This window comes from Paenibacillus sp. FSL R10-2736, assembly GCF_038000245.1.
In the GTDB taxonomy this organism is placed as follows: Bacteria; Bacillota; Bacilli; order Paenibacillales; family Paenibacillaceae; genus Paenibacillus_AQ; species Paenibacillus_AQ phytohabitans.
This window is the reverse complement of record NZ_JBBOBN010000001.1, coordinates 5,336,778-5,352,743: the sequence shown is the minus strand read 5'-3', so window position 1 is coordinate 5,352,743 and position 15,966 is coordinate 5,336,778. Positions and strand designations below refer to the sequence as shown.

The following is a 15,966-nucleotide window of genomic DNA, read 5'->3' as shown; positions in this document are numbered from 1 at the left end:
TTATGAGGATGAAACGGACTGAGATTCCCTTATCCTGTTCATTCGGGCCGGAAATGAGCTATGTCTGGTCAAATAAGCGATTCTGAGTCCGATTAGTCAACGAATCCGCCTGATCTGCCCAAATAACGGAATTTCAGTCCTCTACATCAAGGAATTAATGAATAAGATTACAACTTCTACTAATTCTACTAATATGGAGTCATGGCCGCCCCAACACTGCCAGCTATGACTCCATGTTTAATTCTGATTCTATATGTTAGCAAAGGTGATTTATGCAGCCCTGCGATCAGGCAAAAGCCAGCTTCAATGCCTGCGGATGGAAGGAACCCATAATTTTATAAGCTTTTAAATGCGGATTGTTCATATCATTATCGTAAATAATCATATGCTGCCTGCCCTTGAGAATGATATCAAACCGCTGCTTCCGGTCAGCCTGTACGATGGTAATATAATAGCTGTATTTGTTGTCTGTGCTTACATTCCGCGCTGATTTCATTAACCGGACGTCGGCGAAATCATCACATATTTGTTTGATGGCCTCCGGCTCCGTAACCACAATATCCTTCTGTTCACCGGGAACAGAGGACAGACGGGTGATTTCAAGGGAGGCGATATCCTCCAGCCGGATGGTTCTGGCCACCACTTTTTTGAAGGAAGTGTAACGGTTTGCTGTATAGGTCATTAGAGAAACACCAGCTGCGGTCAGGATGGCGCCGGCAAGCATATATTTTTTGCTTTTGTCCATGGTTCAGTTCCTCCTAGTCATACGATTGTGTAAGTCCCAATTATAAAACTATAAACATCCGCACGCAAATTCACTTACTTTAGTTACTTAATGATTTCTTTAATTACGTAAGCTTCCAAGGACAGCCCTTTTGCGGATATGATAATTGTGAAAATATGCACAAGGGGGCAAGCGTTACTATGAAAAAGAGATATGCAGCGACTCTTATACTCGTTCTTTCCGTTATGCTGGTTATCGCAGGCTGCGGTAACAACAATGCTAACGGCAGTGTCAATGAGAGCAAGGGTAAGAACAGCGCAACCACAGAGCCTGCAGCAACCACTGCACCTAAAGAGACAGCCGAAGCCGTATCGGGAGCATCCGAAGCGAGCTATACACCGTACGATCAGTTAAAAGATAAATATGATATCATCATTGTGGGCGCAGGCGGTGCCGGAATGTCGGCGGCGCTGGAAGCCAAGGCTAACGGCATGAACCCGGTTATTCTCGAGAAAATGCCGGTTGCCGGCGGTAATACTACCAAATCCTCCTCGGGTATGAACGCTTCGCAGACGAAGTTCCAGAAGGAGCAGGGCATCGAGGATACCAATGATCTGTTCTATGAAGAGACACTGGCAGGCGGCCATGATACGAACAACAAGGAGCTGCTCCGCTTTTTCGTGGACAATTCCGCAAGTGCCATTGACTGGCTGGATTCGATCGGAATCCGTTTGAACAATATTACGATTACCGGCGGAATGAAAGAGAAGCGCACCCACCGTCCGGAAGACGGCTCAGCAGTCGGTCAATATCTGGTTGCCGGACTCGTAAGAAATGTACAAGAGCAAGGGATTCCCTTGTTCGTTAATGCGGACGTGAAGGAACTTACAGTGCAGGATGGCAAGGTGAACGGCGTCAAGGTGTTGTTCAACCAGGCCGATGAGAAAACAATTACCGGATCAGCAGTGATCGTAACAACCGGCGGATTCGGCGCTAATATGGAGATGATTACCGAAGTCAGACCTGACCTCGAGGGTTATGTGACCACGAACCAGATCGGCAGCACAGGCGACGGCATCCGGATGATTGAACAGGCTGGCGGCACAACGGTAGATCTGGATCAGATTCAGGTACACCCGACTGTACAGCAGGAGAAATCCTACCTGATCGGTGAAGCGGTCCGGGGCGAAGGTGCAATTCTGGTGTCCAGCGAGGGCAAACGTTTCGGCAACGAAATGGATACTCGTGATAAAGTGACAGCTTCCATCAATACACTTCCGGAGAAATCAGCGTATCTGGTGTTTGATTCCGGCGTGAAATCCCGCGTCAAAGCGGTGGACCAGTACATCAAGATGGGTGTAGTCAAAACAGCGGATACCATCGAATTGCTGGCAGAACAAATGAACGTTCCGGCAGATCAGCTGAAGACGACCGTAGATACCTGGAACAGCGCAGTGAAGAATAAGTCGGATGCGGAATTCGGCAGAACAACAGGCATGGATAATGATCTGTCCGGCGCACCGTATTACGCGATCCAAATCGGCCCGGGAATTCACTACACCATGGGCGGTGTGGTGATTAACACCAATACAGAGGTCTTGAACAAAGACGGCAAAGCGATCACAGGACTTTTTGCAGCAGGTGAGGTAGTCGGCGGATTACACGGCCAGAACCGGATCGGCGGGAATTCTGTAGCCGAGATTATTATCTTTGGACGGCAGGCAGGGATTAAATCTGCTGAGTTTGTAAAAGCACAATAAGCTATTATTCCATATTGTCAGCTTTATTATAAAAGGGATGCTCCGCAGCCATCAGGCTTGCGGAGCATCCCTTTCCTGCGTGTCCTTGCTGCTGCTCCTGCCGGATGCAGCAAGGCTCCCGCAGGCTCAGCTGCTTACGCCTGAATTGCCGGAGACGGCGCAGGCTTCGTTGTACGGGTCAGCGAGAACAGCTCCAGCTCGGGGCGCACCTTGCCGGCAAGGGTATCTGCGAGCAGTTCGGCCGCGATCATGCTGTAGACGGTTCCGTTGCCCCCGTAGCCTTCAATGAAATAGCAGTGCGGGTACTCCGGATGCGGCCCCATATAAGGCAAGCCGTCACGGGTAGAGCCGAAGACCGCTCCCCAGGAGTATTCAGCCTCTATTCCCTGAAGCTCCGGGAACAGGGCCACAAGCTCCTCCAGCAGCCGCTGGCATTGGGAGAGCACACGGACATCGCGGCGCTCGGGACTGGTGAGCTGTTCATCCTTGCCTCCGGCAATGATCCGTCCGTCCGGTGTGGTCCGGAAGTACAGATAAGGCCGTGCCGTTTCCCAGAGCAGACTTTGCTCATGCCATTTGGGGAAGTCCGTAAGAGGCCTCGTCATGATGGCATATGTATTGATCAGCTCCGCGCCCCGGTCCTTTTTCATATCCTGCGTTTCATACCCCATGGCAAACACAACATTTTTCGCAAAAATCCGGCCATTCGCTGTATGGCAGACCACGCCGTCAGCACTATATTCGTAATTAAGGGCTTCGGTATGCTCATAGACCCGGACTCCGCCGGAGTGGGCTTTATCAATCAGGCTGTGCACGGTCCGGAACGGATTGGTCTCGGCATCGCCCCGGGAGAAGAGTGCGGCAGGTTTGGAGAAGGAATAATGCGAACGTACTTTATCCTCATCCCAGAATTCTGAATCAAATCCATGCCGGATCAGGTTTTCATTCTCCAGCTTCAGGGCGGGTACATCTTCAGGGACACTGGCATACAGCAGACTGCTGCGTTCTATGATCTGCGGATCAATATCCAGCTTGCCCGGCAGGTCGAGAATCGCGCGGACGCCCTGCTGGCACAGCTTATAGAACAGCACGCCGTTCTCTTCCCCGAAGGTATTCATGCAGGCGGTCAGCGACTTGTCGTTCGCGATCTGCAGCAGTCCCGTGTTGGCGTGGGAGCTTCCGCTGCCCACTGCTCTTTTATCGATGAGAACGGTATCCGCTCCGCTAAGGGACATACGGTAGGACATCGTCGCCCCGCCCATGCCGCCGCCTACAATAAGACAGTCACAGGTAATATCTTCATTTAGTACCGGATATACCGGCGGTTGAAGCAGTGTATTCTCCCAGGGCAGCTGCCCGCTGATGAGTTTCATGGTATGGTCGCTCCTTTATATAATCAAGGTAAGGTATTGTTTGCAGTTTGGCAGCCGCTCATGCGCGGTTTATAAGGTGTTAATCCGATTTTTTCAGAAGCAGCTTTGCGCTTTTTGGCACATAAAGTGTTCTGCTCTGCGGCATACTAAGGAACGCTTGAACATCCAGAAGGAGGGAATACTGAACATGCAATCTAACCAAATGCAGGCGCTTAGCGGAAAAGAACTGGAATATATCGCAGATTCCATTTCCAACGAAGATTTGCTGATTAAGCAGCTGGCCGCTACAGCCGGAACCACTCAAAACTCCACGGTGCAGGGAATCTGTGTACAGCAAATTCAAAGTCATACCCACCATATGGATATGCTTGTACAGCTGCTGCATCAGCATCAGCAATATGCACCAACCCAGCCGCAATAATTATTACTGGCCGCACACAAATTTGATGCCGGGAAGCATATCCCACAAACTTTAAGGAGGTTTTACTGTGTACGCACAAAACGGAACGCCATTCATGGCAGATGAGGATTTACTGAACACGGTTTTGGCTGATTTGAAGCGGACAGTCCGTGAATATACAACAGCAGCTACAGAATCGAATTGTCCTACAGTACGCCGGGTATTCAATGATTTGACGATGGATACGCTCAGACTTCAGGGAGAGCTGTATAACCAAATGTCACAAATGAACATGTATACTGCTCCGGGGAAAGCGCTGCGTCAGGATGTAGACAAGCAGATTCAGACTGCCCAGCAGACCCAGCAGAAATGCCAGCAGTTCGTGCGTGAGAAAACAGGCGGAGCCGGTGCCTACAATCAGGCGTCCAATGTTCCGCTGCATCAGGCCAATGTCCAGCACAATAACGGTTCTTACTATATGTAACCCTCACGCGGGGCGGATGAAGCATAGGACTGCATGTCCGCTGGTGCGGAGAAACACAAATAAAAAGATCCATTGTAACCCCGCCCAGGCGGGGTTATTTTGTTTGCAGAACTGTCATTTTCGTGTCATATTAATACTAAACTCTTTTCGCAGGCGCTCTGCCCTGAAGCAGGGGTACCGGACTGGCGAACTATCCGGAGGGAAGGCATGAAGGAAATGAATGATTTGAAGAGGAAAGTGCTGGAACTGCTCAAGGAGGACGCGCGAAGCTCAACAGCTTTAATGGCAACCCTGCTTGGTGCGGAAGAAGAAGATGTCAAAACCGTGATTGCACAAATGGAACAGGATCATGTCATTGTGAAATATGCTACTGTGGTCAATTGGGATAAGGTGGACGATGAACGGGTGACTGCGCTGATCGAAGTCCAGATTACACCCGAACGCGGCCGCGGCTTTGAAGGCATTGCCGAGCGGATCTATCTGTATCCGCAGGTCAAATCGGTCTATCTGATGTCCGGCGCATACGATTTGCTGGTCGAAGTGGAAGGCCGCAATCTGCGGGAGGTCGCCAATTTCGTCTCCGAGAAGCTGTCGCCGATTGATGCGGTACTCTCTACCAAAACTAACTTTACGCTCAAAAAATACAAACAGGACGGTATCATCTTTGAAGAGCATGAAGAAGACAACCGTCTGATGATATCTCCGTGAAGGATGTAATGCCATGATTACGAAGTCGATGAATTCCTATTTGGCCCCGCTGGTCCAGCAGATACAGCCCTCGGGCATCCGCAAGTTTTTTGATCTGGCGGCAGGCAGCAAGGATATTATTTCACTGGGTGTCGGGGAACCGGATTTCAAGACTCCCTGGCATGTCAGGGAAGCCTGCGTCTACTCGCTGGAGCGCGGCTTCACCGGTTATACCTCCAATGCCGGCATGCCGGAGCTTCGAGAAGGCATTGCCGAATATCTGCAGACCCGCTTCGCGGTGCAATATGATCCTGCGAACCAGATTATTGCCACCGTCGGCGGCAGTGAAGCGATAGATCTGGCGCTCCGGGCCTTGATCTCACCGGGAGACGAGATTCTGATTCCCGAGCCATGCTATATCTCTTATTCACCAATAACAGCAATCGGCGGCGGGATTCCGGTCGGCATTGAGACCTTCGGAGAGAATAACTTCAAGCTTACGGCGGCTGATCTGGAAGCCAAGATCACCCCGCGCTCCAAGATTCTCATTCTCTGCTATCCGAGCAATCCGACGGGTGCGATTATGAGCCGTGAGGATTGGGAACCGATTGCCAAAGTGGTAGAGAAACATGATCTCATAGTAATTTCCGATGAAATTTATGCTGAATTGACCTATGGAAGCAATCATGTAAGCTTTGCCTCCCTTCCGGGCATGATTGACCGGACCATTCTGGTCAGCGGCTTCTCCAAAGCCTTCGCCATGACCGGCTGGCGGATGGGATATGCCTGCGGTCACCCGGACCTGATCTCCGCGATGCTGAAGATTCACCAGTACACAGTCATGTGCGCGCCTTCGATGGGCCAGGTGGCTGCGCTGGAAGCGTTGACCAACGGAATGGAAGAGAAGGACCGGATGGCGGATTCCTATAATCAGCGGCGCCGGCTGATCGTCAAAGGGCTGCGCGATGCCGGGCTGGACTGTCATGAGCCGCAAGGCGCGTTCTATGCTTTTCCGAGTATTCAGCGCACCGGACTGACCTCCGATCAATTCGCCCAGCGTCTGCTTCTGGAATATAAGGTGGCTGCAGTTCCGGGCAGTGTATTCGGACTTGGCGGTGAAGGTTACCTGCGCTGCTCCTATGCAACCTCGGTATCCCAGCTGAACGAAGCGGTTGAACGGATTGGGGCATTTGTCTCACAGCTGGCCCGCGAGCGGGCAGAGTAATGCAAACAGAATGAAGTAAATTGAACTATAGCCGATCACTCTTCTATATGGTATTATTTTACTCTAAGGACAAGAAACACCTGTAATACACTTACATGGAGGTCTTATTCTAGAATAGGGCGCAGAGTCCGGATAGGAAGAATTCAGTATCAGGTATCCGGATATCACGCAATAATACATTAGGAGGGATGATTGTGCTGAGCGCAGATTATTACTTACCTTCCTATGGCGGGGAATGTAGTTCCGGAAGCGGGATACATCCTCCCAGGGGTGATGCAAATGCACGCAGGCTCTCGCTGGAAAATGAAATACAGGTCCTCCGCAGCAGAATGGAACAGCTCTTTGTACAGGAGAATTCCTTTACCTCAGATAATGTGATTGCCATCAGCAGCTTGCTGGACCTGAAGATCAATGAGTATATGAGAGGCCGCCACCGTAAGAACGATTAACCGGCTGATTTATATTGAAGCGGACATTTCCCTTTGCGGGAGGTGTCCGTTTTTTATTGCGCCTCAGAGTCTCACCGTGTAGGTGATTATGATTTTCGTAAGTGGAAGCTATCCATCCTTAGGACGGAGCTATTCTTGTATCAGGAATCCCGCTGAATCCGCTGAAAGTGGGCGGTAGGCAGGAATTAAAGGGATAAATCCCTTTGAATCCGCCGAAAGTGGGCGGTATGGGGAAATTAAAGGGAAAAATCCCTTTGAATCTCCACAGCCCCCTAATGAAGTTGGAGTCCTCCCCCATAAAAATGTAGACTGAATACAGGAGGAGGATGAACACAATGGGAAACTTAACAGGAACAAGAGAGAAGGCAGCGCAAGAGGTGTTGTCTGGCATTAAGGCAGCGGTGGTTGCCCGAAAATATGGGGTGACCCCAGCGACGGTGAATCAGTGGGTGAGAGATTACCGAGAGGCCCATGGGGAACAAGATCATCCGTATCCCCAGGAGCAGGTGGAGGAACTGAAGCGCCTCCTGGAAGTGGAGCAGAAATACGAGAAGGCCGTCAAGATACTCGGCGAAAAGGAGTTAGAGATTGAGATTCTGCGTGAACTGCTAAAAAAGCCAACCCCTGCTTATCCGAAAAAATCGAGGTAGCCGACATGTTCATTAAGCAGGGGAATACAGCAGCTTTGGTACTGCGTCTCATGGGGCTAGCAGAGTCCACGTACTACGACCGTAAGAAACGCAGGTCACTGTCCCCAAAGGCCGTTCAAGGGGGGCGTGGAAGACCCCAGCCAGGCTACTCCTTTAACGAGTCTGGGGAAAAGATTAGTGACGAGGAGATCCAGGAATGGCTGCTGGAATTAATCGCTGGAGAAGAGCACGTGTACGGGTACAAACTCCTGGCCAAGTGCTTGTGGAACCAGCACCGGTTGAAGCTCAATCACAAGAAAAGCTACCGGCTGTGTCAGGCGCTGGATATCCTGCAGCCCCAGCGTCAGAAGCGCTTTAAGCATCCCCGGAAGCTGCCGGAGAACCGAGTCATTACAGGAGCGGGCCAGCTCTGGCAGATGGACATTAAATACGGGTATGTGGAGGGACGTGACCGGCATTTCTTTGTCCTGAGCATTATCGATGTGTTTACCCGCGTCATCGTCGGCTACCACCGGGGATCGTCGTGTGAGGCCAAGCACGCCTGCCAGACGCTGGCGCGCGCCATGGAGCATCACTGCGCCCCTGACAGCGCACGCCCTGTGATCCGCACCGACAACGGCCCACAGTTCGTCAGCCACCTGTTTGGCGACATGTGTGAAAGCTGGGAAATGACCCATGAACGTATTCCGCCTCGAACGCCGGATTTAAATGCTTTTATTGAATCATTCCACAGTAATATCGATCGGGATTTGTTCCGCAAAGAGGCATTCGAAACGTTCGAAGAGGCCTATGAAGCGGTGGACCGGTACATGGACTTTTACAACAATCGCAGAATGCATACGAGCCTTCGTAACCTGCCGCCAGCTACCTTTGCAGAGTGGGTGCTGACCCTAGAAGACCGCTCCCGCTTCTTCTGGCCGAGAGAAAAAGCGAAATAAAGAGCATATCTACAACAAGTACTGATTTTATACGGAGGACTCCGGGATAAGGGGGTCGCACCGGAATCCGCCGAAAGTGGGCGGGATGTGGGAAAATAAAGGGAAAAATCCCTTTGAATCCGCCGAAAGTAGGCGGGATGGGGAAATTAAAGGGATAAATCCCTCTGAATCCGCCGAAAGTGGGCGGGACGGGGAAATTAAAGGGATAAATCCCTTTGATTCCGCCGAAAGTGGGCGGGACGAGGAAATTAAAGGGATAAATCCCTCTGAATCCGGCGAAAGTGGGCGGCACGGGGAAATTAAAGGGATAAATCCCTTTGAATCCGCCGAAAGTGGGCGGGATGGGGAAATTAAAGGGATAAATCCCTTTGATTCCGCCGAAAGTGGGCGGGATGGGGAAATTAAAGGGATAAATCCCTCTGAATCCGGCGAAAGTGGGCGGCACGGGGAAATTAAAGGGATAAATCCCTTTGAATCCGCCGAAAGCGGGCGGCATGCGTAAATGAGGGGCAGAAGTGCCCCTGAACCCGCCGAAAGTGGGCGGCATGCGTAAATGAGGAGCACTTCACAGTTTGCACGCAAAAGGAGGAAATGAGAAGCTCTGGCGTGTGATTTCGCCGAAGACTGCCCAGTAAATAGTCTGAGTGAAGCATCGCGATGTGGCCTTAATATCTACATAAGCTGCACTGGCTACATAGGCCGCATAAGCTTCAGATTGATTCACCCGTTAGGGTGAGTTTGTACTGAATATATGAATGAACTTATTTGCTGGATGCTATAACTTTTCTGCGGCAAAGCAGGTCTCCTCTTTTAATTTACATAAATATCCTTTCACAGTATAATGAATGAACAGTCATTCATTTTGAGGGAGATGGGAATCGTGAGTGATAACAGCAAGAGCGACAACGGAAAATTGCTGGAACGTAAATTCATTGAGGGCTTTGAGCAATTGGCTCCGGACAAGGCGATCCGTCAGATCATTTATCATGCTGTTGAGGTCTTCTCAAGGAAAGGCTATGCCGGGACCAAAATCAAGGATATCGCCGCCAGTGCAGGCTTCAGCCAGGGGTATGTCTATATGTATTTCAAATCCAAAGACGATATCTTCACCAGGATTGTTGAGCTGGCTTCGGACGGAGCCGGAATGTCGGTGCAATATGCAGCAGAGCTGGACGGAACCCCGATGGAGCGGATTACCTGGCTGACCGAGGCCTTCCTGTCCCAAGGCAGTATTGCTTTGCAGCACTTCCGGCTCATTCTGCTGCAGACGGCAACCTCGGAAGCTATTCCGGAGGAGGCTAAGCTTGTTGCGCAGGAGAAGATTATGAAGCCGTTCGAGCATCTCGTTCCCCTGATCATCGCCGGGCAGGAGGCAGGGGAGATTATTCCGGGTGATCCGGTGGAAATCGCTGTCGCCTATTTCTCATTCATCCAGGGGCTTGGCATAGCGAGGGTACAGGCCACAGCTGCTGCCCCTTTTCCCTCAACAGAACTGGTTCTGCGCTTCATGAAAAGAGATCATTAGCCCATCCCATATCCGAAAAGGTGGAATTAGCCATGGTCAAGGTATTTAAAAGTGATGCCGGCAAAGAACAGGTTCTCCGTTCCTATAATGAGCTGCTCGGGGACTGGGGGACGGAGGTTCGGGAGCTGGATATCGAGACCCCGTACGGGACAACACATTGTATAACGGCGGGTGAGGCCGGTTTGCCGCCCCTGTTCCTGTTTCATGGGGTAGGCGATAATTCGGCGGTGATGTGGCTGCTGAATATACGGGAGCTGTCCCGGCATTTCTACTGCATTGCGGTGGATACGCTGGGAGGGCCGGGGAAGAGCCTGCCGGGTGCCAGGTTCAATAAGCAGAATTTTAATCAGGTAGATTGGATCAACAGCGTCGCGGATGGACTGAAGCTGGAACAGTTCTATGCAGCAGGTGTATCGAATGGAGCGTACATGGTCTACAATTATACGGTTAACGAGCCTGGAAGAGTCCTTAGGGCAGTCTGTATGGAAGGCGGGATTGTCACGGCTCCTTTAAAAAGCATGATCCAGACGCTGCTGATGATGTTCCCGGAAATAATGATACCTACCCACAAAAATCTGCTTAAGGTATTTAATAAGCTCAGCTCGCCGGAATCACGACTTGCGGAAAAACATCCTAAATTGGCCGAGCATGTGGTGCTGCTCATGAAGAATCATAACCAGCAGGCGATGTTTGTCCAGAGAATTGAGCTCTATGACAAGGCCCGTGCGGCTATAGTCAGGGATAAGCTGTATTTCCTGATCGGGGATTACAAGCTGCAGCATAAGAAGGATTTTATCGGCATACTTCAGGACGGGGATTTCCGCTATAAGGTGATCGGGGGCTCAGGCCATGGCATCAATATGGAACAGCCGGAGCGGGTCAACCGGGAGTTGATAGGATTCCTGCTGAGACAGGGGATATGAGGCTGCTGTAATGCTTGTACGTCCCGGGGCGGAGGAGGAGGCGGACCCGGGGCCCGATGGAGGACTCCTGCGGCAGGGATATAATGAATACTCACGATGATTCTAAAGGTACGGGCTCTTCTGCAGCGTACCGGAAAAAGAGGATGATATTTATGTTACAGGCAGAAGTGCTGCAGGACCCATATACCCATGATGAGCTGAAGCTCGAAGGAACGGGAGCAGTTAATCCGGAGAGCGGGCGTCAGTATCCGTTGAAGCAGGGTTTTCTCGCCTTTTTGGGAGAAGCGGATGCCGAGGGCAGCAACAAAAAGTACCTTGAGCTATATAACCGGATAGCCCGTTTCTACCGGCTGTCCAACAAAGCTTATTTCGCCCTGAAATTCGGCGGGGAACGCAGCTACAGAGGGCAGTTCCTGTCTTCGCTTGAACTGCGGGACGGTGACCGGGTACTGGAAACTTCGGTGGGCAGCGGCGATAATTTCCCCTATCTGGGTGTACAGGCAGAGCTGTACGGACTGGATATCTCCAGCGGAATGCTGAAGCAGGCGGTGCGCAATCTGCGTCGCTGGAAGCTTCAGGGACATCTGTTCCAGGGACAGGCTGAGAAGCTGCCTTTTAAGGACAACGTCTTCGATTGTGTCTATCATGTCGGCGGAATTAATTATTTTAGTGATCCGGGAGCTGCGGTACTGGAGATGATCCGGGTGGCGAAGCCGGGCACCAGACTGATGATTGCCGATGAGACAGAGAAGCTGGTAAAGGGAACGTACGGGAAGGTGCCGGTGGTTAAGGGGTATTTTCAGCAGGGGGAGGAGTTGCCAGGGGTGCTTGGACTCATTCCGCAGGATATGCTGGAGATCGAGTATAAGGAAGTATGCAAAGGCCTGATGTACTGTATTACTTTCCGGAAGCCGTAGGCGGGGTGGGAATACTAGCTCATTAGGGAGTTATTTACATGTCAGAAATGCTGATCTTTGTTTGCCTACATACATAAGAACGATTACACTATTACTATGTGATTTGCAACTTAGGAGGGAAATACTATGGCGATCTATACGCGTACGGGGGATAAAGGGGAAACCTCAGTCATCGGCGGCCGTGTGGGCAAGGACGATGTCCGCGTCGAGGCTTATGGCACCATAGACGAGCTGAACTGTTTTGTCGGCCAGGCACGGAGTCTGATGGAGGATGAACGGTTCGCTGATGTTAGGGAGCAGCTGCTGGAGATTCAGCATGAGCTGTTTGACTGCGGTTCGGACCTGGCGTTCGTGAGGCTGAGCGAGAACAAATATAAGGTGAAAAGCGAGATGGCCGCGCGTCTGGAAGGCTGGATCGATGTGCTGCAGGCGGAGAATCCGGTACTGGAGCGCTTCATTCTGCCCGGCGGAAGCCAGCTGTCCTCGGTCCTGCATGTCTGCCGGACGGTCTGCCGCCGTGCGGAGCGCCGGGCTGTGACCCTGGGACGCAGTGCTGATATTAACCCGGAGGCTGTTGTCTATCTGAACAGACTCTCTGATTATTTCTTCGCGCTGGCCCGTGCCGCCAATACACGGCTGGAGGTTGCTGAGGTGGAATATTTACGCAGCAAAAAGGTGTTCCGGAACAAATGACCAGCTACTATCCGCCGATTACTTATAGAGTGCCGCCGGATGAAGACGGCTGGCTGCTCAAAACCATCCTGCAGAAGCGGATGGATGTCTCCCGTAAGTTGTTGTCCCGTCTGAAGATGACAGACCTCGGGATTACGCTGAACGGAGAGCGTGTCTATATCAGCGTCAAGGTAAGCAGCGGTGACCGGGTAGAGATCCGGATGGAGGAAGAAACGTCAGAGGATATCCTGCCGCAGCCGATTCCTTTTGAGATTCTATATGAAGACGGCCATCTGCTAGTCGTGAACAAAGCCGCGGGGATCATTGTCCATCCGACCCATGGCCATTACACGGAGACGCTCGCGAACGGAGTGGTGCATTACTGGGCGGAGAAGGGGGAGCGGGTCCGCTTCCGCCCTGTCCACCGGCTGGACCAGGAGACCTCCGGTGTACTGGTCATTGCCAAGAACCCGTACAGCCATCAGCATATCTCCGAGCAGATGATCGCCGGGACGGTGGACAAGCGGTATGCTGCTTTTGTGCACGGTGTTCCCGCTGTGCAGAGCGGCGACATCGACGGTCCGATCGACCGCGACCCGCTGGAGCCGCACCGGCGGATTGTGACGCCGGATGGTTATCCTTCCTTGACCCGGTACGAGGTCAAGGAGGTCTATCCACGCGCGGCTTCGCGCGTGGAGCTGAAGCTGGAGAGCGGGCGCACCCATCAAATCCGGGTGCATATGAGCTCGATCGGCTGCCCGCTGATCGGTGACGGCATATACCGTCACCCTTTGTATGCCCGCGGGCAGGCGGCAGGCGGGCTCGTTCCGCCGGGCAGCGGAGAGCGGGAGGCCGGGCTGGTGCTGCCCGGCGGCGAGACGCAAGAAGCCAGGCTGACGCTGCCGGGCGGAGAGAGCAAAGAGGCGGAGCTGTCGCCCGTGGAAGCGGCGCAGCTGGCAGAGATCGCGGAGCTGGACGCGTCCATTCCGCGCCAGGCGCTGCACGCGGTGCGCCTGTCCTTCCGGCATCCGGTCACGCATGCCGATCTGGTCTTCGAGGCTCCGCTGCCGCCGGATATGGCGCAGCTGCAGGCGAAGCTGCGTGAGACTGGTGCAGGGCAATAACTGTCTCAGCAGCCTGGCCGTGATATAAGGGGATGCTGAAGATTTCGCTGGCGGGTACAGCCAGGCGCCAGCGTGAGATTGTGAAATAAGTGCGAGGCTGCACTTATTCTTAGCTGTTTCTCCACTCTAAATCCAACAAGTGGAAAAAGTACAACTAATCTAAGAGGTTTGGCCGAAAAGTATCGAATGCGCTCAAATTAAGTGTTGAAAATCCAACTAATTCCTATTAAGCTGCTAATTCACGCTAAATAAATGTACAATTTCCATCTATTTAGATTGAACCGGGAAAATTCCACTGTGGGGATTAGCCGTGGCTGCAGAGAATGCTTGACTTCCGGCCATCCGGCCCGTGAACGTGGCTGCGCCGGCATCCCTAATAATCAGCGCACTGCAACATTGCCGCTGCGCTTATAATAAAAGGAGAACCATATGAGTCAATTGAAGGTGTATCAATATCCGAAATGCAGTACCTGCCGCGCCGCAGTGAAATGGCTGAAGGAGCAGGGGCATGAGCTGGACTTGCAGCATATTGCCGAGCAGCCGCCCACAGTGGAGGAGCTGCGTGTCCTGCTGAAGAACAGCGGACTGCCGCTGAAGAAGTTTTTTAATACGAGCGGTGAGGTCTACAAGGAACTTAATCTGAAGGACAAGCTGGCCGGTCTCAGTGAAGATAAGCAGCTTGAGCTGCTCGCCAGCCACGGGATGCTGATCAAGCGTCCGGTTGTCACTGACGGCAAGAAGGTTACAGTCGGCTACAAAGATGAGCAGTACGCTGAAGCCTGGAGCAACACCTAAAATTCGGTGCGATCCAGGCGATTAATGCAGCGTTCCATAAGATTTCCTTTTTTATTTCTTGTTTAAGCATTGCAGCAATACTGGATCCCATATCATGTTTATGTTTGGCTGCCCTTTCTTGTCCCCTTGCTTCGTATGATCACCGGAGCATCAAAAAGCAGCAAGGGGAAGATAACGGCATACGTACGAAACCTCCAGAATATCCCTTAGAACCAGTCCTAATTCCATTCGGAAAGTTTCAGGAGAAAAATTAAAAGTATAATCAGAAAAGTGAACGGAAACATAAATTTATTTGCTATTGTAATAGTCTCCGGTCCCCCTGTTCGAAGCCATATACATTTTTGAAATTCTTTCCACACTTTGCCGCGCTTATATTGGATATCTTCCTCCAGCCCAAAGAAATCCCATTCCTTGTTTATGGATTAAATTTTGATGCAAATTGTTTGTCTGCATATGAGCAATCCTGAATTATTGCAAGGGTAATATGTATTTTGTATTAATTTATCAAACAGAAATTAAATAGCATATAAACATGTTATATAACAATTTGGATTTATAGTTAAAACAATATAGATTGTACTTGAGATTTTAGAGTGAAGAATCAGTCGCCACTGCGGTGAATATTTGGACTTCCGGCCGCTGTTGTCTGCAGATTTCATGATTATACTGCTGTTCGCGGTGGAAATCCGCAGACTAAGGCGATTGCTATCGCTCCTTCAGTTCCAAAATCCCCCTTCGTCACTCCTTCCTCCTCCTCAAGTTTCCAAGTTCAATCTATACATAGTGTCAATGATATTGAATGAATGGGGCGAGGAAATGACAGTACGGCGATTATTACCAGTAACGGATACAGAAGAAGTCGGAATTGTTGAGTTTCTGCTAGGCAATGATCTGTATTGTACGTATGTGCAGCAAGTAAGGGAGGTTATTAATACTATTCCGGTTACTCCAGTTCCATTAGCACATCCTTACATGGAGGGGCTGATTCAGTTCCGTGGAGAAGCCATTGCAGTCATAGACCTGGCTAAATGTTTCGGGTATCCTTCTGCAAGGAGAACTGGACAGATACAGGGCAAATATATTATTGCTGAGATGAAGAATAATAAGGCTGCCGCGTTTCATGTCCATGAGGCATTGAGAATCAATCAGTTTAATCCGGCGAAGATGAATCAGACTCTTGAGGCCTTACAAGTGCAGCGCGGGTTTAGTCAGAGGATTGTGCAAGTCGAGGGGAAGCTGCTTGTTCTTCTGGACTTTGAAAAAGTGATAGAGACTATATCTGCTGACTAAGTGTTTGTAAAATATCAAACAAATGTTGAA

At 51.1% G+C, this 15,966-nt stretch carries 18 protein-coding genes; 16 read left to right on the top strand and 2 right to left on the bottom strand.

The features are described from left to right. Window positions 1-286: 286 nt before the first annotated feature. The gene (locus tag NSQ73_RS22965; protein WP_171718893.1) at window positions 287-745 is read right to left on the bottom strand and encodes a hypothetical protein; all 459 of its coding nucleotides are present in this window, start codon (window positions 743-745) and stop codon (window positions 287-289) included. A gap of 179 nt (window positions 746-924) precedes the next feature. Between NSQ73_RS22965 and NSQ73_RS22960 the strand changes: the two genes are divergently transcribed. Next, the gene (locus tag NSQ73_RS22960; RefSeq protein WP_340988311.1) at window positions 925-2,484 is read left to right on the top strand and encodes a flavocytochrome c; all 1,560 of its coding nucleotides are present in this window, start codon (window positions 925-927) and stop codon (window positions 2,482-2,484) included. A gap of 134 nt (window positions 2,485-2,618) precedes the next feature. Here NSQ73_RS22960 and NSQ73_RS22955 read toward each other — a convergent pair whose 3' ends face one another. After that, on the bottom strand, window positions 2,619-3,857 hold the full coding sequence (locus NSQ73_RS22955) for an NAD(P)/FAD-dependent oxidoreductase (RefSeq protein WP_042135084.1): 1,239 nt from the start codon (window positions 3,855-3,857) through the stop codon (window positions 2,619-2,621). A 187-nt stretch (window positions 3,858-4,044) separates the two neighbouring features. Between NSQ73_RS22955 and NSQ73_RS22950 the strand changes: the two genes are divergently transcribed. The 15 genes from NSQ73_RS22950 (at window position 4,045) to NSQ73_RS22880 (ending at window position 15,936) form a co-directional block, all read left to right on the top strand. Next, entirely contained in the window at window positions 4,045-4,278 is a 234-nt protein-coding gene (locus tag NSQ73_RS22950) for a hypothetical protein (protein WP_039308384.1), read from the top strand. Between the two features lie 67 nt (window positions 4,279-4,345). Next, window positions 4,346-4,741, top strand: coding sequence for a spore coat protein (locus NSQ73_RS22945; RefSeq protein WP_042135086.1), 396 nt, complete (start codon window positions 4,346-4,348; stop codon window positions 4,739-4,741). 207 nt (window positions 4,742-4,948) lie between these two features. Continuing rightward, the gene (locus NSQ73_RS22940) at window positions 4,949-5,449 is read left to right on the top strand and encodes an Lrp/AsnC family transcriptional regulator (protein ID WP_039308379.1); all 501 of its coding nucleotides are present in this window, start codon (window positions 4,949-4,951) and stop codon (window positions 5,447-5,449) included. 13 nt (window positions 5,450-5,462) lie between these two features. Beyond that, entirely contained in the window at window positions 5,463-6,653 is a 1,191-nt protein-coding gene (locus tag NSQ73_RS22935) for an aminotransferase class I/II-fold pyridoxal phosphate-dependent enzyme (RefSeq protein ID WP_042135087.1), read from the top strand. Between the two features lie 254 nt (window positions 6,654-6,907). Next, on the top strand, window positions 6,908-7,102 hold the full coding sequence (locus NSQ73_RS22930) for an aspartyl-phosphate phosphatase Spo0E family protein (RefSeq protein ID WP_340989372.1): 195 nt from the start codon (window positions 6,908-6,910) through the stop codon (window positions 7,100-7,102). 335 nt (window positions 7,103-7,437) lie between these two features. Then, entirely contained in the window at window positions 7,438-7,752 is a 315-nt protein-coding gene (locus NSQ73_RS22925; protein WP_340985281.1) for a helix-turn-helix domain-containing protein, read from the top strand. 5 nt (window positions 7,753-7,757) lie between these two features. After that, complete coding sequence (locus tag NSQ73_RS22920; RefSeq protein WP_340985280.1) at window positions 7,758-8,690, top strand: IS3 family transposase; 933 nt, start codon at window positions 7,758-7,760, stop codon at window positions 8,688-8,690. Window positions 8,691-8,775: 85 nt separating this feature from the next. Beyond that, complete coding sequence (locus tag NSQ73_RS22915) at window positions 8,776-9,192, top strand: hypothetical protein (RefSeq protein WP_340988310.1); 417 nt, start codon at window positions 8,776-8,778, stop codon at window positions 9,190-9,192. Window positions 9,193-9,570: 378 nt separating this feature from the next. Continuing rightward, window positions 9,571-10,215, top strand: coding sequence for a TetR/AcrR family transcriptional regulator (locus tag NSQ73_RS22910; protein ID WP_340988309.1), 645 nt, complete (start codon window positions 9,571-9,573; stop codon window positions 10,213-10,215). Window positions 10,216-10,247: 32 nt separating this feature from the next. Further along, a complete protein-coding gene (locus tag NSQ73_RS22905) occupies window positions 10,248-11,138 on the top strand; it encodes an alpha/beta fold hydrolase (RefSeq protein ID WP_340988308.1) in 891 nt (296 codons plus the stop codon). Window positions 11,139-11,290: 152 nt separating this feature from the next. Next, a complete protein-coding gene (locus tag NSQ73_RS22900) occupies window positions 11,291-12,055 on the top strand; it encodes a class I SAM-dependent methyltransferase (RefSeq protein WP_340988307.1) in 765 nt (254 codons plus the stop codon). A gap of 126 nt (window positions 12,056-12,181) precedes the next feature. Beyond that, a complete protein-coding gene (locus NSQ73_RS22895) occupies window positions 12,182-12,748 on the top strand; it encodes a cob(I)yrinic acid a,c-diamide adenosyltransferase (protein ID WP_340988306.1) in 567 nt (188 codons plus the stop codon). Next, complete coding sequence (locus tag NSQ73_RS22890; RefSeq protein WP_340988305.1) at window positions 12,745-13,851, top strand: RluA family pseudouridine synthase; 1,107 nt, start codon at window positions 12,745-12,747, stop codon at window positions 13,849-13,851. The genes NSQ73_RS22895 and NSQ73_RS22890 overlap by 4 nt, the downstream gene beginning before the upstream one ends. A 429-nt stretch (window positions 13,852-14,280) precedes the next feature. Continuing rightward, on the top strand, window positions 14,281-14,646 hold the full coding sequence (locus NSQ73_RS22885) for an arsenate reductase family protein (protein WP_042135100.1): 366 nt from the start codon (window positions 14,281-14,283) through the stop codon (window positions 14,644-14,646). Window positions 14,647-15,303: 657 nt separating this feature from the next. Then, window positions 15,304-15,936, top strand: a complete 633-nt coding sequence (locus NSQ73_RS22880; protein ID WP_340988304.1) for a chemotaxis protein CheW — start codon at window positions 15,304-15,306, stop codon at window positions 15,934-15,936. The last annotated feature ends 30 nt before the right edge of the window (window positions 15,937-15,966 follow it).

Coding starts and splice junctions, on each gene's coding strand:
- NSQ73_RS22880 (WP_340988304.1), top strand. CDS start 15,304: ATGATTATACTGCTGTTCGCGGTGGAAATCCGCAGACTAAGGCGATTG.
- NSQ73_RS22905 (WP_340988308.1), top strand. CDS start 10,248: ATGGTCAAGGTATTTAAAAGTGATGCCGGCAAAGAACAGGTTCTCCGT.
- NSQ73_RS22920 (WP_340985280.1), top strand. CDS start 7,758: ATGTTCATTAAGCAGGGGAATACAGCAGCTTTGGTACTGCGTCTCATG.
- NSQ73_RS22900 (WP_340988307.1), top strand. CDS start 11,291: ATGTTACAGGCAGAAGTGCTGCAGGACCCATATACCCATGATGAGCTG.
- NSQ73_RS22960 (WP_340988311.1), top strand. CDS start 925: ATGAAAAAGAGATATGCAGCGACTCTTATACTCGTTCTTTCCGTTATG.
- NSQ73_RS22925 (WP_340985281.1), top strand. CDS start 7,438: ATGGGAAACTTAACAGGAACAAGAGAGAAGGCAGCGCAAGAGGTGTTG.
- NSQ73_RS22940 (WP_039308379.1), top strand. CDS start 4,949: ATGAAGGAAATGAATGATTTGAAGAGGAAAGTGCTGGAACTGCTCAAG.
- NSQ73_RS22935 (WP_042135087.1), top strand. CDS start 5,463: ATGATTACGAAGTCGATGAATTCCTATTTGGCCCCGCTGGTCCAGCAG.
- NSQ73_RS22950 (WP_039308384.1), top strand. CDS start 4,045: ATGCAATCTAACCAAATGCAGGCGCTTAGCGGAAAAGAACTGGAATAT.
- NSQ73_RS22955 (WP_042135084.1), bottom strand. CDS start 3,857: ATGAAACTCATCAGCGGGCAGCTGCCCTGGGAGAATACACTGCTTCAA.
- NSQ73_RS22890 (WP_340988305.1), top strand. CDS start 12,745: ATGACCAGCTACTATCCGCCGATTACTTATAGAGTGCCGCCGGATGAA.
- NSQ73_RS22885 (WP_042135100.1), top strand. CDS start 14,281: ATGAGTCAATTGAAGGTGTATCAATATCCGAAATGCAGTACCTGCCGC.
- NSQ73_RS22915 (WP_340988310.1), top strand. CDS start 8,776: ATGTGGGAAAATAAAGGGAAAAATCCCTTTGAATCCGCCGAAAGTAGG.
- NSQ73_RS22965 (WP_171718893.1), bottom strand. CDS start 745: ATGGACAAAAGCAAAAAATATATGCTTGCCGGCGCCATCCTGACCGCA.
- NSQ73_RS22895 (WP_340988306.1), top strand. CDS start 12,182: ATGGCGATCTATACGCGTACGGGGGATAAAGGGGAAACCTCAGTCATC.